The sequence below is a fragment of the Sulfurimonas sp. HSL3-1 genome (assembly GCF_039645995.1).
Lineage (GTDB): Bacteria > Campylobacterota > Campylobacteria > Campylobacterales > Sulfurimonadaceae > Thiomicrolovo > Thiomicrolovo diazotrophicus.
The window spans coordinates 2,428,554-2,447,749 of record NZ_CP147920.1 but is presented as its reverse complement, the minus strand read 5'-3'; the positions used below and the strand labels follow the sequence as shown (position 1 = coordinate 2,447,749).

The window sequence follows — 19,196 nt, the reverse complement described above, 5'->3', positions numbered from 1 at the left end:
GTTAGGATGTCAGAAGAAACACAAGCCCCTGTCGCAGAAGCGAAGAAAAATACAGAAAACAAACCGGCCCAGAACCGTGAAGGCGAACCGCGCCGCCGCCGTTCATCCAACCGCAACCGCAGCCGCAGCCGTCAGAAACCCAAAGAGGGTGAAGCGAAAAAAGAGGGCGAAGGCCAGAGCCAGAACCGCAGCCGCGGCGGCCGTGGCGGCAACCGGGGTGAAAACCGCGGGGAAAACCGCGGGGAAAACCGTGGCGAAAGTCGCGCGAAAAGTGGCGGCGGACGTTCCGGCGGCAACCGCAACCGCCGCCGCAACGCCCCGGCACCGACGGAGCAGAGCCTGCTGGAGAATGCGCGCCAGAACGAGGCGTCGCAGCGCGTCCGTGTCAGTCCGTATACGAAGATTGATGCGGAGGTGAAGGCGAAGGTCCGTATCACCCCGCTGGGCGGTCTCGGCGAGATCGGCGGAAACATGATGGTCATGGAGACGGATAACGAAGCGATCCTGATCGATGTCGGGATGAGTTTCCCGGACGAAGAGATGCACGGCGTCGATATTCTTGTCCCGGATTTCACCTATGTACGCGAGATCAAAGACAAGATCGTCGGCGTCATCATTACCCACGCCCACGAAGACCATATCGGTGCGGTCCCATACCTCTACAAAGAGATGCAGTTCCCGCTGTACGGTACGGCGCTTCCGCTGGCGATGATCGGCAACAAGTTCGACGAACACCATCTCAAAGAGTTCCGCCGCTACTTCCGCCCGATCGAGAAGCGCGTCGTATACCAGATCGGGAACGATTTCCAGGTCGAGTGGATGCACATGACCCACTCCATCATCGACTCCTCTTCTATCGCGGTGACGACAGAGGCGGGAACGGTCATCCATACGGGTGACTACAAAATCGACCATACGCCTGTTGACGGATTCCCGGCAGACCTGCACCGCCTGGCGCACTATGGCAGTCAGGGCGTCCTGGCACTCCTGTCGGATTCGACGAACTCGTACAACAAAGAGATCACGCCGAGCGAACTGACGGTCGCCCCGGCGCTGGACCGCGTCTTCTCGAAAACGAAAGGGCGCATTATCCTCTCGACGTTCAGCTCGAACATCCACCGCGTCTTCCAGGCGATCCAGGCGGGTATCAAGTACGGGCGTAAGGTCTGCGTCATCGGCCGTTCCATGGAGCGCAACCTCGAAGTGGCGATGCAGTACGAGTACATCAAGCTGCCCAAAAACATCTTCGTCGATGCGGATGACGTCAGCCGGATGAACGACAAGGACGTCCTCATCATCACCACGGGTTCGCAGGGAGAGCCGAACTCGGCACTGTTCAGAACGGCCATCGGCGAGCACCGCCACATCAAGATCAAGCCGGGCGACCTGATCATCCTCTCCTCCCGGGCGATCCCGGGCAACGAGGGCTCCATTTCGCAGATGCTCAACCACCTTGAGCGCGCCGGGGCCAAAGTGGCTCGCGATCGCGATCTGCACGTCTCCGGTCACGGCGGGGCGGAAGAGCAGAAGCTGATGCTGCGTCTGGTGCAGCCGAAATTCTTCCTGCCGATCCACGGCGAATACAACCACGTTATGCGCCACAGAGAGACGGGAATCGCCTGCGGGGTTCCGGAGCGCAACATCCATCTGATGAGCGACGGCGAGTGTGTCGAAGTGACGCCGAAGTATATGCGCAAGGTCAAAACCGTCAAATCAGGCAAGACCTACATCGACAACCAGAGCAACAACCTGATCGAAGACGACATCGTCATCGACCGCCAGAAGATGGCAACGGAGGGGATGGTCATGATCGTTGCCCAGGTCAGCAAAGCGGATTCGCACCTGATCTCCAAGCCGAAGGTCAGCAGTTTCGGTTTGGTGCCGGACAAGCAGGACAAAGCGTTTGCCCAGGAGATGGAAGATGTCCTGGAACACTTCCTGACTAATCTCAAGCCGGGGATCATCGAAAACCCCAAAGCGATGGAGAACGATCTGCGCCAGGTCGTCCGCAAGCATATCTATCGCAAAATGAAAAAGTACCCCCTTATCACCCCGACCATCTTTGTGATGTGAGTTCGGACAAGCAAGGGTGACTGAACGTCACGCTTGCCCGAACGAAACCGAGCGTGTCGAACGTAGTGAGCAGCGAGGCTTCTAATCGATAGAGCCAACTGCTTGTCGTTTCGCGAACGTGACCAAAGGAATTCCTTCAGGGAAAACCGCAGGCGTTGTGCAAAGCACCGCCGAAGGCTTCTAATCAACAGCAACAACACCGCTTGTATGACGCGATGTGCCGATGAAAACTTCGTCACAACCGTTGTGACGCAACTCTTCCTCCGCGAACACTCTCCTTCATCAATCAAGACAGAAACGATACGGTGATAATAAGTAAGCAGTTCCGTGCCGGAACCATCCGGTTAAAGGGTGTATTCCAGTCGCTTTTTTGAACACATCGTCGGCCCTTGTTCTCAAAATACCCCACGGTAGATCGATGAAAAAATACACAGGTTATTCACAGTGTGAAGTATAATAATTATTTATTATATATTTTTCTATATAGGAGCAGAAAAGGGCTTAAATAAAGCTTTTTTTTGTGGCCGCGGAAAAAGAAATTTCCGCGCAAGAAGAGGGGCGATCAGTTCCCGCGGGAACCGGGTTTGATCGCTTCGCTGCCCGCCTTGCACATCGGGCACTCCTCGGGGGCGTACATCTCGAAATCGAAATCCGCCAGGGCGAAGAAGGGGAGATCGCCGGGGAGTTTGCAGCTGGGCTTGGCTTCGATGCTGCTGTGCTCGCGGCGGCAGAAACCGCGGTTGGCCAGGGCGGCGAAGGCAACGACCTTCGCGCCGAGCCCTTCGACCGCGGCGGCCGCTTCCATCGCCGAACCGCCAGTCGTGATGATGTCTTCGCAGACGAGGATGGTTTCACCCTCTTTGACGTCAAAGCCGCGGCGCAGTGTCATCTCGCCGCCGACGCGCTCGGTGAAGATGTAGCGGGCATCCAGGGCCTGAGCGAGTGCGAAACCGGCAATAAGCCCACCGATCGCCGGGGAGCATACGGTATCGATCTTTACGCCGCTGGCTTTGATCTGGTCGGCCAGGGCGTTGGCCAGCTTCATGGCCGTTTTCGGGTCCTCGAGTACTTTGGCGGACTGGAGGTAGAACTGGGAGTGGTTGCCGGAGCTGAGCTTAAAGTGGCCCTCAAGCATCGCGTCGGCATCGAGGTAGATCTGTTTGATATCCATACGTTTACACCGTCAGGATGGCTTGTTCTTTTTGCTTGATGATCTCGTCGATCTTTGCCACCATCTTGTCTGTGATCTTCTGGATATTGTCCTGGGCACGCTTGGAGTCGTCCTCGGTGACCTCTTTGTCTTTCTCAAGCTTTTTGACCGCGTCGTTGGCTTTGCGGCGGTCGTTGCGGACGGCGACTTTGGCATCTTCGCCCATCTTCTTGAGCTTCTTGACGCTCTCCTGGCGCTGTTCGACGGTCATCGGCGGGAAGAAGAGCTTGATCTGCTCGCCGTCGTTGTTCGGATTGACGCCGATATTGGCTTTGGCGATGGCGGTTTCAATGTCGCCGAGCAGCGGTTTTTCCCATGGGGAGACGGTGATCGTCGTCGCATCCGTGGCCAGGACCGTCGCGACCTGGGAGAGGGGCGTCGCCGCCCCGTAGTAGTCGATCTTGATGCCGTCGAGCACCTGTGTCGTTACTTTCCCTGTCCGGATCGTTTTGAACTGGCTCTGCATGTGCTCGATCGCACCTTCCATGTCCATTTCGCACTCTTGATAAATTTCGTCAAGCATTCTTACTCCTTTACTAAGATGATACTCGCTTGTTTCCGGCCGACCCGGATAAAGACCCGGCTGCGCGGCAAAGCGAGCTTCACATCGGTTTTCACGCGGATTTCGCCGTTTTTGACGGGAACGCGTACCCACTCCCCGCCGCTGATAAAGTACTCGGCTGTGCGGTATGTCGGTGCAATTTTAGCGTGTATTTCTTTTAATCTGCCATCTTCGGGCCACCGCAGGGGGGCGATCCACTCGGTGTCCAGGCGCTCGATTTTCAGTTTTTGTGCAATCAGGTTTTCGCCGGTCAGCGCCGTTCGATCGAGATCGTGCGGGTCGCTGTCGGCGTTGACCGCGCCGCTGTTCTGGTTGAGGATCAGTTCAAAGCCGTAGCCGGCGATGCCCGCCTTGACCTCGGGGTTGTATTCACCGTAGGGGTAGGCGTAGTAACGTGGTACACGGCGGAGCTCCTTGGCAAAGGAGAGCAGCCCCCGGTCGGTGTCATCTTTGAGCATATAGGGTACGAGGTGGCACTCGTGGCGGTGTCCGTAGCCGTGCAGCCCGAGCTCGCCGTATTGTGCCGTATCGCGGATCTCTTCCCAGGTCATGAAGTCGCCGTAGTGCTTGTCCGCCGCCGCGACATAGACGAAGAGGGTAAAGGGGTAGCCGTACTCACGGAAAATCGGAAGCGCGTTCTGATAGAAGCTTTTGTAGCTGTCATCGATCGTGAGCACGACCCATTTGTCGTCAATGGGTTCGTGCGCTTTCAGAGCCTTGGCCAGACGGGAGAGGGGGATGACCTCGTAGCCGTTCGTCTTGAGGTAGTCGAATTCGGCGCGCAGCGTCTGAATGGAGGTGTTGGTGGCGGCATGCTGTGCATCGCCGAAACGGTGAAAGACGAAGATGTGCGCGTCCGCGAAGAGTATCAGCGGCAGCAGCGCAGTCAGCAGGAGGCTGCGCATGGCGGGTTAGTTGGAAGTGTTGGCTTCGACAGCAGGCGCCGCTGGGGCAACCGCACTCTCTGCAGCGCTCGGGGCTGCCGCCGTAACCGGTGTGACGATCTCGTCAACGACGGATTTGTTGGCGGCCTGCGAGTAGAAATAGCCCAGAGCAATCGTGTTGGCAACGAAAAGGAAGCCGAAGAAGAAGGTCGTTTTTGCCAGGAAGCTTCCGGGCCCTTTGGCGCCGAAGACGGACTCGTTGGAACCGCTGTAGGCTCCCAGACCGATGCTGGAGCTTTTCTGCAGCAAGACGACGATGGTCAGCAGGATCACCAGCACGACCTGGACGATCAGCAAGAAAGAAGTCATTGTTATCCTTAATCATTCGCTTTAAAGTGGCGAATTATAGCGAAAAAAACCCCATTCTATAATGGGCGGGAGAAGCTTCGCTATAATTCGGGGAAGAAAGCCCTGGAGAGATTTTGAAAAAAGCGATCATTGTTTTACTGGCATTGTTGACGCTATTGGTACTGGCCCTCGTGGTCATGGTGCCGGAGAAAAAGGTGCAGGCCGGTAAAGCGGATGTCGTCGTGACGACGTTCGCGCTTTACGATATCGCCCGCCACCTCCTGGGGCAGGAGGCCGAGGTGGCGATGCTGATCCCGTTCGGACGGGAAGTGCACACCTTCGAGCCGACGCCGCAGGATATGATCCGGGTGCAGAAGAGCCGGCTGTTCCTTTACAGCGGCGCCGGCCTTGAACCATGGACGGAACCCTTCGAGTCGTTCGGCAACGCCAAGGACATGAGCCGGTACGTCCGTCTGCGTGAAGGGGGACATGCGCACCACGATGAAGCGGGGGAGACGCACGAGGAGGATCGCCACAGCACCGATCCGCATTACTGGCTTGATATCGACAATATGATCGCGCTTGTCCGCGGGGAAGAACAACTGTTCACTTCGGCGTTCCCCGCGCTGGATGTTTCGAAACTTCGGGAACGCGCCGCCGCCTATATCAAACGGCTTGAGACCCTTGACACCCTCTACCGCAAACGCCTGAGCGATTGTCGGCTCGATACGATTGTCGTCAGCCATAACGCCTTCGGCTACCTTGCCGAACGCTACGGCTTCCATGTCGACGCCGTTACCGGACTCTCTCCGGATACGATGCCCGATGCGAGAACGATGACAGCTCTGACCGACATCGTACGCGAACACGGTATCAAAACGCTTTTTTACGAGTCGTTTGTCAGCGACAAGCTGGTGGCATCGCTGGCAACGGAGACGGGCGTACGGGTGGATGTGCTCCAGCCGCTGGCGAATATCACCGCCGACGAGATCGGGGCGGATTATTTCCGCCTGATGAATGCCAACCTGCTGAAGCTGCATGACGCAATGGAGTGCAAATGACCTTTGAGCCGGCCGTTTTCGAGGTCGAACATCTTGACTACAGTGCAGGCGGCCAGACGATCCTCTCGGACGTGTCGCTGAAAGTGCTCCAGGGGGAGTATTGCGCAGTGATCGGTCCCAACGGCGGCGGAAAAACGACGCTGGTTCGCTTGCTGCTGGGGCTTCAGAAACCAACGTCGGGCCGTATCAGCCTCTTCGGCGAGCCGCAAAAGCAGTTCCGACAGTGGGCGCAGGTAGGGTATGTCCCCCAGCAGGTGACACAGACGGACCGTCTTTTTCCCGGTACCGTAGAAGAGATCGTCCGTATGGGGCGCATTTCCGGCCTCGGATGGGACAAGCGGTGGCATGAGAACGACCACCGCATCGTTGAGCGGGCCATGGAACGGATGGAGGTGACGGGTTTACGACAGAAGCTTGTCGGCGAGCTCTCCGGCGGCCAGCGCCAGCGGGTGATGATCGCCCGTGCGCTGGCCTCTGAGCCGAAAGTATTGATCCTCGATGAGCCGAATACGGGGGTCGATCAGCCCTCACAGCAGCGCTTTTACGCCCTGCTGCGCCAGCTCAATCGCGAGGAGCGTCTGACGATCCTCTTCGTGACCCATGATGTGGGCGTGATCGCCGATGACATTGCGCGGGTCTTTACGGTCAACCAGCGGCTCGCGACCTGCAACGACCCGAAAACGCTGCTCAGCTGCGAGGGGATGAGCGAACTTTACGGCATCGATGCGCACCTGCTCAGCGCGCATCACCGTCACTGACGAGGAGAGAGGATGCTGGAGCTGTTTCAATACCAGTTTATGGTCAATGCGTTTCTCGCCGGGATCATGATCGCACTGCTTGCCTCCTTCAGCGGGGCCTTTGTCGTCCTGCGCCGCTACGCGCTGCTGACAGAGACCCTGGCGCACTCGGCCCTGGTCGGGGTTGCCGTCGGGATCCTGACTGAGACCAACCCGGTCTGGATGGCGGTGGCGGCGGCACTGCTGAGCGCGTGGACCATCGAGTACCTGCGCAGCTTCTTCCATCTCTACTCCGATGCGGTCCTGGCTATTTTCCTTTCGGGTTCTCTCGCCCTGGCCGTCATCATCGTCTCCCTGGCGGGGGCGTTCAACAGTTCGCTTTTCAGCTACCTCTTCGGCTCGATCCTCTCTGTCTCCACGGAAGAGGTCTGGACGATTTTTGCCGTCGGTGTCCCGGCCCTGGCGCTACTGGGCTACTTTTATAAAGAGTTCTACTTTATTGCCTTCGATGAAGAGGTTGCCAAGACGGGCGGTATCCCTGTGACGCTGCTCAACTTTATGCTGGTCAGTATTGTCGCCGTCATCATCGCCCTCTCCATCCGCATCGTCGGTACCCTGCTGATTGGCGCGCTGATGGTTATCCCAACCGTAGCAGCCCTGCGTTTCCGCCAGGGCTTTTCCGTGACGGTGGGGCTCTCCGTGCTGTTCGCACTCTTTTCCGTGGCGGCCGGCATGCTGCTCTCCTACGCGTTTGCACTCCCCAGCGGCGCGACCATCGTCATGTGCGTCCTGTTGATCTTCGTTATCTCCCTGGTGATCAACCGCCGATGAACGTTCAGAACGAGTTCTCCCGTTATGCCGACCATTACGGCAGCTATAACGTTATTCAGAAGAAAGTGGCTGAAAGACTGGTCGCGGGGGTGAAGGATGCACCGCAGCACCTGCTCGATATCGGCTGCGGGCGCGGTGCCGTCGCAGAGCAGATAGCGTGGCCCTATCAGCAGCTTGTCGGCATCGATTTCGCGCCGGGGATGCTGGCACTGCACCCCCAGGGGGAACGGATCACCTGTTTGCAGGGGGACTTCGACGATCCCAAGCTCTACGCCTCGCTGAAGGCGACGCACTTTGACCGTATCTTTTCCGCCTCCGCCCTGCAGTGGTCGCCGGACCTGGCGCACACTTTCGCACTGATCCGTTCACTGAATGCGCCGGTTTCCCTTGCAATCTTTACAGCCGGAACGTTCGGGACACTTTTTAAAACGGCGGGGCTGCCGCCGCTGCTTCGGAGTGCCGACGAGGTGGAGCGGTTGGCAAAGCGTTTTTTCAACGCATCATGTGAAGTGGTCCGCTACTCCCTCGCCTTTGACAACACCCGCGATATGTTCCGTTATATTAAGCGCAGCGGGGTCAGCGGGAACCGAAATGTGTTGACCTATAAAGAGACGAAACAGCTGATGGAGAACTACCCTTTGGATCGGCTGGAGTTCGAGGTACTCTTTATTCAGAGCTGAGCAGGTGCTCTTTCTCCAATGTATAGAGTTCGTAGCGGATCTGCTTGAAAGTTTCGGAGAGTGCCGGATCGACGATCTTATACATCTCTTCCAGTACCCGTGAGGACTCCTGGGCCCGCTTGTAGTTGGCGATAAGGATGCTTTCGATCGAGGAGCGGTTCAGTTCGCTCTCTACCGTCGGACGCAGTACATCATTGATGCTGTCCCGGGAAGAGAGCAGATTTTGCAGATCGTCGATGCGGCTGCGGTGGCGAAGGGCTTTGAGGCTGGAAGCGGTTGTTTTGTCGTTTTGGAGATAGCGGGCGATATCCTCGATAACGCGGATGCCCTCTTTGAGGCGGTTCAGGTTGGCGTCGATCACCCGAAAAAGATCGGGTGAAAGGGCGTCAGTCTTCGCTGCCACCGAAGATGCCCAGGAGCTGGAGCAGGTTGACGAAGATATTGAAGAAGTCGAGGTAAAGGGCAACGGCTCCCTCGATCGGTGTCTCAAACATCCCGCGCATGATTGCCTGCGTGTCGTAAACGACGAAGATGCTGAACAGGAAAACCGCAGCGGCGGAGATGATGACGGCCATCATCGGGCTTCCGAGGAAGATGTTGATGATGGAGAAACCGATGATCACCAGAAGGGCGATAAAGAGCGGCTTGCTGAAAGAGGTAAAGTCTTTCGTCGTACGGATGGCGTAAAAGCTCATGGCCCCGAAGATGACGGAAGTCATGGCAAAAGCGTTACCGACGATCGTCGCGCCGCCGGACATGCCGAGGACAACGGAAAGCAGCGGGGCGATCATCATCCCGGTTGCGAACGTGAAGGCAAAGAGCAGGATCAGGTTGAGCCCCTGCTTGTGTTTTGCAAAGTGCAGACCGATCAGCAGACCGATGACCAGGAAAAAGAGCGGCCAGTGCATCGCCTGAAGGGTCCCGGCGATCGGAATCCCCACGTACGAACCGACCGCCGCAGCCATCAGGGAGGCGGCAAACAGTTTATAAGTCTCTTTTACAAATGAAACGACCTGTGTTTCACTGCGGTTGGCTGCGTAGTGATCCGCTGCTCTTCCGCGTGCATATTCTCTATCATAAAGTCCCATAGTCTATTCCTCTATTATATTGGAGTTTGATTTCTGAACTATACATGGTTCATGTCAAACAGATAGTAAATAAAATCGGGGTGTTTGGCGTGAAAATACAGGATAATAGTAGCAGCCGATCGGCAGATGTATATTTTTGTAACAAAAAAGAGGTGAAAATGGGCCAAAAAAAAGAAATTTGACATATTTTGCAATTCCCCTCGAAAACCTCTTGACATTGCTTTAGGAATCCCCTATAATTCCCGTCCACAAACGATGAGAGGCATCGAAAGAAGCCGATCTAGCGGTACTTCGGGTTGAAGATCGCGAGAGTTTGAGATCATTGAAAACTAAGCAAGTGGGATGGACAGACAAGGTCTGGAAGTCTTACTTAGATAAGACACAATACATAACCGTCTATAACTTTGGAGACAAAGTATAGACACTATACAGCCAATGATTTTATATCTTGGGCTGGATCAGTAATCGCTTCATTTATGGAGCGTCTTTTCAATTATGGAGAGTTTGATCCTGGCTCAGAGTGAACGCTGGCGGCGTGCTTAACACATGCAAGTCGAACGGTAACAGGGAGAAGCTTGCTTCTTTGCTGACGAGTGGCGCACGGGTGAGTAATGTATAGGTTACGTGCCCCTCAGTCTGGGATAGCCACTGGAAACGGTGATTAATACCGGATACTCCTGTTCGCAGGGAAAGGTTTTTCGCTGAGGGATCGGCCTATATTGTATCAGCTAGTTGGTGAGGTAAGAGCTCACCAAGGCGATGACACATAGCGGGTTTGAGAGGATGATCCGCCACACTGGTACTGAGACACGGACCAGACTCCTACGGGAGGCAGCAGTGAGGAATATTGCACAATGGGGGAAACCCTGATGCAGCAACGCCGCGTGGAGGATGACGCATTTCGGTGTGTAAACTCCTTTTATTAGGGAAGAAAATGACGGTACCTAATGAATAAGCTCCGGCTAACTCCGTGCCAGCAGCCGCGGTAATACGGAGGGAGCAAGCGTTACTCGGAATCACTGGGCGTAAAGGACGCGTAGGCGGGTTTTTAAGTCAGGTGTGAAATCCAATGGCTCAACCATTGAACTGCACTTGAAACTGGGAACCTAGAGTATGGAAGGGGCAGATGGAATTAGTGGTGTAGGGGTAAAATCCGTAGATATCACTAGGAATACCGAAAGCGAAGGCGATCTGCTGGGACATAACTGACGCTGAGGCGTGAAAGCGTGGGGAGCAAACAGGATTAGATACCCTGGTAGTCCACGCCCTAAACGATGAATGCTAGTCGTCGGGGCTCTTGTAGTTTCGGTGATGCACTTAACAGATTAAGCATTCCGCCTGGGGAGTACGGTCGCAAGATTAAAACTCAAAGGAATAGACGGGGACCCGCACAAGTGGTGGAGCATGTGGTTTAATTCGAAGATACACGAAGAACCTTACCTGGCCTTGACATTGATAGAATACTGTAGAGATACGGTAGTGCCAGTTTACTGGAGCTTGAAAACAGGTGCTGCACGGCTGTCGTCAGCTCGTGTCGTGAGATGTTGGGTTAAGTCCCGCAACGAGCGCAACCCTCGTCCTTAGTTGCCAGCAGTTCGGCTGGGCACTCTAAGGAGACTGCCTTCGCAAGGAGGAGGAAGGTGAGGACGACGTCAAGTCATCATGGCCCTTACGGCCAGGGCTACACACGTGCTACAATGGGACGTACAGAGAGTTGCGATACCGCGAGGTGGAGCCAATCTCATAAAGCGTCTCTCAGTTCGGATTGTACTCTGCAACTCGAGTGCATGAAGCTGGAATCACTAGTAATCGTAGATCAGCTAAGCTACGGTGAATACGTTCCCGGGTCTTGTACTCACCGCCCGTCACACCATGGGAGTTGATTTCACCCGAAATCGGGATGCCAAACTGGCTACCGCTTACGGTGGAATCAGCGACTGGGGTGAAGTCGTAACAAGGTAACCGTAGGAGAACCTGCGGTTGGATCACCTCCTTTCTAGAGTAACCGGGCCTCATTCGTTTGAGGGCCCGAAGAGAAAATCTCACATTTCAGATTGTGTCTGTCCGCTTACTTGCTTAGTTTTCAGTGATCTGTGTTCTATTGAATTAGAAATGCCGAGAAGGGGCCTATAGCTCAGCTGGTTAGAGTGCACCCCTGATAAGGGTGAGGTCGGAGGTTCAAGTCCTCCTAGGCCCACCAGGATCACTATGTGGGGAATTAGCTCAGCTGGGAGAGCGCCTGCTTTGCACGCAGGAGGTCAGCGGTTCGATCCCGCTATTCTCCACCACGGACGAAGCCTAATACGAGTACTTGATGAAGTATTCATATTAGACTTCTTAGTGTCTAAGAGTCTAAATCGTTCATTGAATTATCATTGTTAAAGTCAACAAATATTTATGAAGTAAAATTCATGAGTATTGCAACTACAATTAAATATTACAGTCTTATTCATATTGAGTAAGGCAGTAAGCGCTAATTAGAATAAAGATATTAAGAGCTATAGGTGGATGCCTAGGCTGGTAGAGGCGATGAAGGACGTACTAGGCTGCGATAAGCCTCGGGGAGCTGCCAAGAAGCTTTGATCCGGGGATTTCCGAATGGGGCAACCCGGCACGGTGCGAATCGTGTCACCCTTCGGGGGGCGAACCAAGGGAAGTGAAACATCTCAGTACCTTGAGGAAAAGAAATCAACCGAGATTCCCAGAGTAGCGGCGAGCGAAATGGGACTAGCCCTAAAGCGTGTAGTGTGTTAGCAGAATCCTTTGGAAAGAGGAGCCATAGAAGGTGATAGCCCTGTAAGCGAAAACTATCTACATGTTATTCGAGTAGGTCGGGACACGTGTTATCTTGACTGAACATGGGGGGACCACCCTCCAAGGCTAAATACTACTACCAGACCGATAGCGAACCAGTACCGTGAGGGAAAGGTGAAAAGAACCGTGGTGAACGGAGTGAAATAGAACCTGAAACCTATAGCTTACAATCATTCGGAGCCCCATTCTTTATGAGGGGTGACGGACTGCCTTTTGCATAATGAGCCTGCGAGTTGTGGTATCTGGCAAGGTTAAGCGAACGCGAAGCCGTAGCGAAAGCGAGTCTTAATAGGGCGATTAGTCAGATGCTGCAGACCCGAAACTGAGTGATCTATCCATGAGCAGGTTGAAGCCGGTGTAAGAGCCGGTGGAGGACCGAACCGATAGGCGTTGAAAAGCCTCCGGATGACTTGTGGATAGGGGTGAAAGGCCAATCAAACTCAGTGATAGCTGGTTCTCTCCGAAATATATTTAGGTATAGCCTCGAGTTATTAGCATACAGGGGTAGAGCACTGACAGGGCTAGGGCTGCTCACCGCGGTACCAAACCCTATCAAACTCCGAATACTGTATGCCTAACCTCGGGAGTCAGGCGGTGGGTGATAAAATCAATCGTCGAGAGGGGAACAACCCAGACTAGCAGCTAAGGTCCCTAAGTTACATCTAAGTGGAAAAGGATGTGGAGTTGCTGAAACAACCAGGAGGTTGGCTTAGAAGCAGCCATCCTTTAAAGAAAGCGTAACAGCTCACTGGTCTAGCGATTCTGCGCCGAAAATATAACGGGGCTAAGATGTACACCGAAGCTCTAGACTTAGTTTTACTAAGTGGTAGGAGAGCGTTCCATTCAGCGTTGAAGGTATACCGGCAAGGAGTGCTGGAGCGGATGGAAGTGAGCATGCAGGCATGAGTAGCGATAAAAGCAGTGAGAATCTGCTTCGCCGTAAACCCAAGGTTTCCTACGCGATGCTCGTCATCGTAGGGTTAGTCGGGACCTAAGTCGAGTCCGAAAGGGGTAGACGATGGCAAATCGGTTAATATTCCGATACCGACTGTAGAGCGTGATGGAAGGACGCATAGGGCTAAACGAGGTCACTGATGGAATAGTGGCTCGAAGGATGTAGGTTGTGAAGTAGGCAAATCCGCTTCACACTAGACCGAGATCTGACAGGCTGTCGACGCTCTTCGGAGCAGAAACAGAATCGTTGATGCCGTCGTGCCGAGAAAAGTTTCTAAGCATATCTACAGTCGCCCGTACCGTAAACCGACACAGGTGGGTGAGATGAGTATTCTAAGGCGCGTGGAAGAACCCTGGTTAAGGAACTCTGCAAACTAGCACCGTAACTTCGGAATAAGGTGTGCCCGTTGTATGTGAAACCCCTGCGGGTGGAGCAGAAGCGGGTCGCAGCAAAGAGTCCCTCCCGACTGTTTACCAAAAACACAGCACTCTGCCAACACGTAAGTGGATGTATAGGGTGTGACGCCTGCCCGGTGCTCGAATGTTAAAAGGATCCGTTAGCTTTGCGAAGCGGTGAATTGAAGCACGAGTAAACGGCGGCCGTAACTATAACGGTCCTAAGGTAGCGAAATTCCTTGTCGGTTAAATACCGACCTGCATGAATGGCGTAACGAGATGGGAGCTGTCTCAACCAGGGATCCAGTGAAATTGTAGTGGAGGTGAAAATTCCTCCTACCCGCGGAAAGACGGAAAGACCCCGTGCACCTTTACTATAGCTTGACACTGCTATTGGGATATTCATGTGCAGGATAGGTGGGAGCCGTTGATTATATGACGCCAGTTGTATATGAGGCACCCTTGAGATACCACCCTTGAATATTCTGATAGCTAACTGCGCAGAGTTATCCTCTGTCAGGACAATGTCTGGTGGGTAGTTTGACTGGGGCGGTCGCCTCCTAAAAAGTAACGGAGGCTTACAAAGGTTGGCTCAGATGGGTTGGAAATCCATCGCAGAGTATAATGGCATAAGCCAGCCTGACTGTGAGACGTACATGTCGAGCAGAGTCGAAAGACGGTCATAGTGATCCGGTGGTTCTGTGTGGAAGGGCCATCGCTCAAAGGATAAAAGGTACGCCGGGGATAACAGGCTGATCTCCCCCAAGAGCTCACATCGACGGGGAGGTTTGGCACCTCGATGTCGGCTCATCGCATCCTGGGGCTGGAGCAGGTCCCAAGGGTATGGCTGTTCGCCATTTAAAGCGGTACGCGAGCTGGGTTCAGAACGTCGTGAGACAGTTCGGTCCCTATCTTCCGTGGGCGTAGGAGAGTTGAGGAGAGCTGACCCTAGTACGAGAGGACCGGGTTGGACGAACCACTGGTGCACCGGTTGTCCTGCCAAGGGCACCGCCGGGTAGCTACGTTCGGATGTGATAACCGCTGAAAGCATCTAAGCGGGAAGCCAACTCCAAGATGAACTCTCCCTGAAGGACGCATGAAGACTACATGCTTGATAGGCTGGGTGTGTACGCAGAGCAATCTGTTTAGCTGACCAGTACTAATAGTCCGTTCGTCTTTTTTCCCTAAAATTAGTGTCTTACTGCCTTACTGAATATGAGAGGCTGTAATCAAAGTAGTTGCACCCGTTGACTTTAACAATCATAACCGACACAGTCGGATCTAAGCGCTCTCCGGAGCCTTTAGATCCGATTGTCCAGGTGGCTATAGAGAGAGGGAAACGCCCGGCCCCATTCCGAACCCGGAAGCTAAGCCTCTCATCGCTGATAATACTGACCCTTTCAGGGTTGGGAACGTAGGTCGCCGCCTGGTTCTCGGATTTTCTACTCCTTACATCAATCACAACAACAATATCAAAATCATCACTACTAAATAATCCAACTTTGATTGATACCGTCATTATTCTGTGCTCTTCGCTCTGTTCAGATTATGTCCCGTCTGTTTATATTCCACTTCTATAATGCATATCATTTATGAGCTATGTTGGTCTGGGATTTAGGTATGTAATCCAAAAGACCAGTAACAATCTATGAGTAATTCGCGCTGTATTTTCCTTTATATCATTGCAGCCACGCTAGTTGTATCTCTTGCAAACAATCGCCTTATCTGCTTCGTTATGTCTTATCCAGTAATGTGTTTATGTTCTATTGAGACCTCGCTATATGCACGAGAAATATGCCTATCAGTTTATCGACCCGCTATTGATTTAGTGCTGTTGCATCGCCGCAAGAGCATGTCATGAAAAACTATTGCATGGAAAGAAAGTTCAATAATGAATTAATATATAACAGAAAAATTAAAAAAACTGTTTCGAAACGAAACAATATGATAAAATTCTCAAAAAAATCTCTCTTTTGTATCAAAAACAAAAACACTCAGAAACAGCTTTATTCTGGGGTTAAAACCCCTATTAAGATAAGTTATAAGTATAAAAATCTTTTATTTCCCCATTTTTCTGCATTCCGATAAAAAAAATAATAAGTTTCCGTGATAATGCATTATTTATATTCAGATTCAATTTATTTTTGCCTCTCTATAATGATCCGAGTTGAAAGCGTAGGCTTTCTGTCGAATAACTGTATTCGTAGGAGTATAAATGACACGTACAATCAAATTGGCTGTTGCAGCGGCTATGGCGTTGGGAGCAACATCTGCTTTTGCAACAAACGGTGACCACCTGATCGGTCTCGGTGCGAAATCACGTTCGATGGGTGGTGTGAGCATCGGGATGCCGTTCGGTGCAGAGTCCGGTATTAACAATCCTGCGTTATTGAGCAGCGTCAAGGGAACAGAGATTTCGTTCGGTGGTACACTCTTTATGCCGAATGTAAAATATAATGCCAATGACGGCAATGGTATTCAAGATAGTGCTGCGGATCTGAACGTGATCCCGGAAGTTTCTGTCGGCAACAAGGTCGGCGAGCACTTCTACTGGGGTATCGGTATCTGGGGGACTGCCGGTATGGGTACGGATTACCGTAGTGAGAATTCTCAAAGCACCATGAACATGGTCACCGCCCTCCAGTTGATGCAGCTGGGGGTACCGGTCGCTTATGAGATGAACGGACTCAGCGTCGGGTTTACTCCGATCCTCCAGTATGGCGCATTGGACATCAATTATAATGCTATGGGTACGACTGTCGGGGAGGGGCTGGCACAGGACCTGAAATTTACTTACAACTTCGGGCTCTCCTATAATGTCGGTGCATTGACACTCGGTGCGGTCTATCGTGCTGAAATCCCGATGAAGTACAAGGGGCAGATTTCCGGAGCTACCGGACCGTTCGCCGGTCTGGGTATTCTGCCTGCTCCATTTGGGGATGAACTGACCCAGCCTGCGGAGATTGGTGTTGGATTCTCATTCAAGATTACCCGTGACAACACCATCGCGTTTGACTATAAGCAGGTGAAATGGGGTGACGCAAAAGGGTATAAAGATTTCAACTGGAAAAACACGGATGTGTTTGCCGTCGGGTACCAGTTCGAAATAGACGGCTATGCGCTGCGTGCGGGGTATAACCATGGTACACAGCCGATCAAAGAGGCTGACGGCACGACACAGGCCGGGGCAGCTATCAATGTCTTCAATCTCCTTGGGTTCCCTGCGGTCGTAGAAGACCATATTACGGCGGGTGCTTCCGCGCCGCTGACAGAGCAGCTCTCCGTCGATCTGGCGCTTACGTACGCGCTGGAAACGAAAGTCTCATTCGACACTTCCGCCCTTGATGGCATGGGGTTGACAGGACCGAGCAATGAAGTAAAACACTCGCAGTCCGGTGTCACGTTCCAGTTGACGTACGACTTTTAATAAACGCACACCCCCACACTTCCGCCCTCGGGCGGAATCCACTGAATCATCGGCAACTGTCACTTCTGTGAATAAGAACAGGATATTTCTGTGCCGAATTTTCAGTGCTGACTGCAAAAGTGTCTATGTGTCTCTCCCGGGAGGGCAGAGGTACAACCAATAGAAAGGAAAATAGAGTGAAAGCATTTTTGATTTTTTCAGCTGCCATCTTTTTTTGGGTGAATGCCCACGCCGCGGCCGAGCCGATTGGTGAGAAGGTGAGTGCCTACTATTACGCACCCTATACAGATAAGGCTGCCGTAACGTCTGCATTACAAGCGGCAGGGTTTGAGATTGTCGGGAGCTATGCGACAACAGATAAGAGCGAAACGATTGTCATGACGACGGAAGCACTCAAAGCGGCTGCAACGAAACCGGGGCGTGGTTTCGGCGCGCTCCTTCGTGTGCTCGTGGATGCTGAAAACCAACGCATCGCCGTCACGAATCCGGTCTATTTCGGGAAGGCATTTTTCCAGTCGGAGTATGACCACACCCTGGGCGACACGCTGACAGCGGCGCTTCAAAAAGCGCTGGGTGATCTCAGCGAATCCGAGGACGCTTTCGAATACGACAAACTCGCCGGCTACCATTTTATGATCGGTATGCCCTATTATGAGGACACGTATGCGCTGGCAGAGGGTGACACGAAAGCACTGCTTGCAAAGCTTGAGGCGTATAATGACGGCAGTTCGGTTGTTTTTAAACTGCCGCTTGGCGAGGGCAAAGTACTGGTGGGATACGCCCTGAGTGATGAGACAAAGGCGTTCGTCAAGACGATTGGTGCGAAGAACGCCGAGATTTTGCCGTATACGATCCTGATCGAAGAGGGTAAAGCGCAGGCTTTGGCGGCAAAATACTACATTGCCATCAGCTATCCTCTGCTGAGCATGGGGGAGTTTATGCGTATCGTCAATACGCCGGGTGCGATTGAAGAAGAACTCTCGACACCATTTAAATAACCATGCAGCCTCCCGGCTGCATGGCTTTCACCTTTCATTTCAGTCAGTTGTTCTAGAGGCTTAACCAGCACTCCTTTGTATCGTATAAGTTTCTGCTGTGGATTAGGGGATTGCCGGGTGTGATCGTGTGAAGATGGTCGGGGACGGTCCTGCCGTCCCGAACGTTATTCCGTAATGCCGTTAACCGTATCGATGAAGAGGTTTTCCGCTTCGATCAGAGGGTCAAGAGAGGCTTTGTCCGCAATATCCGTCGAAGCGATCCAGTTCTGGACGGACGGGAAACCCATATGGACCGTTTTCTCCCCTTTTTTCTTGTAGAGGAAAAAGGTACAGGGGGCGAAGGCACCGACTTCCGGATGGGTTTGATGGATCGGGAAGATGACGTCGAGTTTGCAGACGGAATAGGTGTCATAAAAGTCATAACTTTCATCACCACGTTCCTGCAGCTCTTCGTTGACATCGATGAACCCTGGGAAAAGAAAACCGATCGGCTCCATCTCCCCTTCGAATTCGGCTTCAAAGTCATCTTTGGCATCAAGAATAGATCCATCCTTGGGAGCCTCAAATACGGCCTTAAAGGTCACCGAAAGGGGTGTGGTAGGGTCTGCGACCTTTTGATAGGCCAGCGGCTTGAAATGGCCTCCAGGAAGAGCCGCACGCAGTGCCTTCTCCATTTTAGCTGCCAGGGCGATAAGGTCGGGGCTGTTCATCGGGATCTGCGTCATACGCGAAAGGCCGCGCAAGGAGAGGACGGAGATATTCATGCTTCCCTCATTATCCTGCCAAATAGACATGGAGAGCGGCGTCAGCAGTCCCATCAGCGGATTGAGAGCGATCAGCCTGGCAGAGAGATCGGGATCGTGAATGGTCGCCAGACGGTAGACCGGGTAGTGCGTCGTACCGAACCGGGCTTTGAAAGGCTTGTTCATGTCGTTGTTGCCATCGATCAGAAAACCGGCCGCTTCAAAGGCTTTTTCTATGCTTTTCCCGGTAATTTTCCCGCCGCTGTTTTCAACGGTAAAGATCCGGATATCCTGCTGTATATTCGTATCGGTGGCCGCGGTACTGATGAGCAGTGTCAGGGACAGTAATGTCCAGAGAAGGGTCCTTGCAAGCGGTTTCATCTCACTCCT

The 19,196-nt window shown here is 53.1% G+C and carries 14 protein-coding genes, 2 tRNA genes and 3 rRNA genes; 12 read left to right on the top strand and 7 right to left on the bottom strand.

Going from position 1 to position 19,196, the window contains the following annotated elements:
* The first annotated feature begins 6 nt into the window (after nucleotides 1–6).
* A complete protein-coding gene (locus WCY31_RS12520; protein WP_345970114.1) occupies nucleotides 7–2,073 on the top strand; it encodes a ribonuclease J in 2,067 nt (688 codons plus the stop codon).
* A 562-nt stretch (nucleotides 2,074–2,635) separates the two neighbouring features.
* On the opposite strand, the gene pyrE is transcribed toward WCY31_RS12520, so the two are convergent.
* The 4 genes from pyrE to secG are packed head-to-tail and all read right to left on the bottom strand — an operon-like array spanning nucleotide 2,636 to nucleotide 5,098.
* On the bottom strand, nucleotides 2,636–3,244 hold the full coding sequence (gene pyrE, locus WCY31_RS12515) for an orotate phosphoribosyltransferase (RefSeq protein ID WP_345970113.1): 609 nt from the start codon (nucleotides 3,242–3,244) through the stop codon (nucleotides 2,636–2,638).
* 4 nt (nucleotides 3,245–3,248) lie between these two features.
* A complete protein-coding gene (gene frr, locus WCY31_RS12510) occupies nucleotides 3,249–3,806 on the bottom strand; it encodes a ribosome recycling factor (RefSeq protein WP_345970111.1) in 558 nt (185 codons plus the stop codon).
* A 2-nt stretch (nucleotides 3,807–3,808) separates the two neighbouring features.
* Nucleotides 3,809–4,750 (bottom strand): polysaccharide deacetylase family protein, encoded by a 942-nt coding sequence (locus WCY31_RS12505; protein ID WP_345972653.1) that lies wholly within the window; start codon nucleotides 4,748–4,750, stop codon nucleotides 3,809–3,811.
* 6 nt (nucleotides 4,751–4,756) lie between these two features.
* A complete protein-coding gene (gene secG, locus WCY31_RS12500; RefSeq protein ID WP_231019462.1) occupies nucleotides 4,757–5,098 on the bottom strand; it encodes a preprotein translocase subunit SecG in 342 nt (113 codons plus the stop codon).
* 113 nt (nucleotides 5,099–5,211) lie between these two features.
* Between secG and WCY31_RS12495 the strand changes: the two genes are divergently transcribed.
* From WCY31_RS12495 to WCY31_RS12480, 4 genes are read left to right on the top strand one after another with little or no spacing between them, the layout of a single operon-like run.
* On the top strand, nucleotides 5,212–6,138 hold the full coding sequence (locus WCY31_RS12495; RefSeq protein WP_345972652.1) for a metal ABC transporter substrate-binding protein: 927 nt from the start codon (nucleotides 5,212–5,214) through the stop codon (nucleotides 6,136–6,138).
* Nucleotides 6,135–6,896, top strand: coding sequence for a metal ABC transporter ATP-binding protein (locus WCY31_RS12490; protein ID WP_345970108.1), 762 nt, complete (start codon nucleotides 6,135–6,137; stop codon nucleotides 6,894–6,896). Before WCY31_RS12495 ends, WCY31_RS12490 begins: the two co-directional genes overlap by 4 nt.
* Nucleotides 6,897–6,908: 12 nt before the next feature.
* Entirely contained in the window at nucleotides 6,909–7,706 is a 798-nt protein-coding gene (locus WCY31_RS12485) for a metal ABC transporter permease (RefSeq protein WP_345970107.1), read from the top strand.
* Nucleotides 7,703–8,386, top strand: coding sequence for a methyltransferase domain-containing protein (locus WCY31_RS12480; protein ID WP_345972651.1), 684 nt, complete (start codon nucleotides 7,703–7,705; stop codon nucleotides 8,384–8,386). Before WCY31_RS12485 ends, WCY31_RS12480 begins: the two co-directional genes overlap by 4 nt.
* Here the strand turns inward: WCY31_RS12480 and WCY31_RS12475 are convergent.
* Nucleotides 8,373–8,789, bottom strand: a complete 417-nt coding sequence (locus WCY31_RS12475; RefSeq protein WP_345972650.1) for a thiamine-phosphate pyrophosphorylase — start codon at nucleotides 8,787–8,789, stop codon at nucleotides 8,373–8,375. The genes WCY31_RS12480 and WCY31_RS12475 overlap by 14 nt on opposite strands.
* On the bottom strand, nucleotides 8,773–9,474 hold the full coding sequence (locus tag WCY31_RS12470) for a Bax inhibitor-1/YccA family protein (RefSeq protein ID WP_345970104.1): 702 nt from the start codon (nucleotides 9,472–9,474) through the stop codon (nucleotides 8,773–8,775). The genes WCY31_RS12475 and WCY31_RS12470 overlap by 17 nt, the downstream gene beginning before the upstream one ends.
* A gap of 492 nt (nucleotides 9,475–9,966) precedes the next feature.
* Here WCY31_RS12470 and WCY31_RS12465 point away from each other — a divergent pair.
* The 7 genes from WCY31_RS12465 (at nucleotide 9,967) to WCY31_RS12435 (ending at nucleotide 18,063) form a co-directional block, all read left to right on the top strand.
* A 16S ribosomal RNA gene (locus tag WCY31_RS12465) occupies nucleotides 9,967–11,470 on the top strand.
* Between the two features lie 127 nt (nucleotides 11,471–11,597).
* Nucleotides 11,598–11,674: transfer RNA gene (locus WCY31_RS12460), tRNA-Ile, on the top strand.
* Nucleotides 11,675–11,686: 12 nt separating this feature from the next.
* A tRNA-Ala gene (locus WCY31_RS12455) sits at nucleotides 11,687–11,762 on the top strand.
* A gap of 193 nt (nucleotides 11,763–11,955) precedes the next feature.
* Nucleotides 11,956–14,822, top strand: a 23S ribosomal RNA gene (locus WCY31_RS12450).
* Nucleotides 14,823–14,953: 131 nt separating this feature from the next.
* Nucleotides 14,954–15,069, top strand: a 5S ribosomal RNA gene (gene rrf, locus WCY31_RS12445).
* Together the 16S, 23S and 5S rRNA genes with 2 tRNA genes alongside form the textbook arrangement of a ribosomal RNA operon.
* 784 nt (nucleotides 15,070–15,853) lie before the next feature.
* Nucleotides 15,854–17,065, top strand: a complete 1,212-nt coding sequence (locus tag WCY31_RS12440) for an OmpP1/FadL family transporter (protein ID WP_345970103.1) — start codon at nucleotides 15,854–15,856, stop codon at nucleotides 17,063–17,065.
* A 176-nt stretch (nucleotides 17,066–17,241) separates the two neighbouring features.
* Nucleotides 17,242–18,063: a hypothetical protein gene (locus tag WCY31_RS12435; RefSeq protein WP_345970102.1), complete on the top strand. Its 822-nt coding sequence runs from the start codon at nucleotides 17,242–17,244 to the stop codon at nucleotides 18,061–18,063.
* Nucleotides 18,064–18,227: 164 nt separating this feature from the next.
* On the opposite strand, the gene WCY31_RS12430 is transcribed toward WCY31_RS12435, so the two are convergent.
* Complete coding sequence (locus tag WCY31_RS12430) at nucleotides 18,228–19,187, bottom strand: DUF302 domain-containing protein (protein ID WP_345970101.1); 960 nt, start codon at nucleotides 19,185–19,187, stop codon at nucleotides 18,228–18,230.
* Between the last annotated feature and the right edge of the window lie 9 nt (nucleotides 19,188–19,196).

What these genes read in the sequence shown, in the direction of transcription:
- WCY31_RS12520 (WP_345970114.1), top strand. Translation starts at nt 7, where the DNA reads ATGTCAGAAGAAACACAAGCCCCTGTCGCAGAAGCGAAGAAAAATACA.
- pyrE (WP_345970113.1), bottom strand. Translation starts at nt 3,244, where the DNA reads ATGGATATCAAACAGATCTACCTCGATGCCGACGCGATGCTTGAGGGC.
- frr (WP_345970111.1), bottom strand. Translation starts at nt 3,806, where the DNA reads ATGCTTGACGAAATTTATCAAGAGTGCGAAATGGACATGGAAGGTGCG.
- WCY31_RS12505 (WP_345972653.1), bottom strand. Translation starts at nt 4,750, where the DNA reads ATGCGCAGCCTCCTGCTGACTGCGCTGCTGCCGCTGATACTCTTCGCG.
- secG (WP_231019462.1), bottom strand. Translation starts at nt 5,098, where the DNA reads ATGACTTCTTTCTTGCTGATCGTCCAGGTCGTGCTGGTGATCCTGCTG.
- WCY31_RS12490 (WP_345970108.1), top strand. Translation starts at nt 6,135, where the DNA reads ATGACCTTTGAGCCGGCCGTTTTCGAGGTCGAACATCTTGACTACAGT.
- WCY31_RS12485 (WP_345970107.1), top strand. Translation starts at nt 6,909, where the DNA reads ATGCTGGAGCTGTTTCAATACCAGTTTATGGTCAATGCGTTTCTCGCC.
- WCY31_RS12480 (WP_345972651.1), top strand. Translation starts at nt 7,703, where the DNA reads ATGAACGTTCAGAACGAGTTCTCCCGTTATGCCGACCATTACGGCAGC.
- WCY31_RS12470 (WP_345970104.1), bottom strand. Translation starts at nt 9,474, where the DNA reads ATGGGACTTTATGATAGAGAATATGCACGCGGAAGAGCAGCGGATCAC.
- WCY31_RS12440 (WP_345970103.1), top strand. Translation starts at nt 15,854, where the DNA reads ATGACACGTACAATCAAATTGGCTGTTGCAGCGGCTATGGCGTTGGGA.
- WCY31_RS12430 (WP_345970101.1), bottom strand. Translation starts at nt 19,187, where the DNA reads ATGAAACCGCTTGCAAGGACCCTTCTCTGGACATTACTGTCCCTGACA.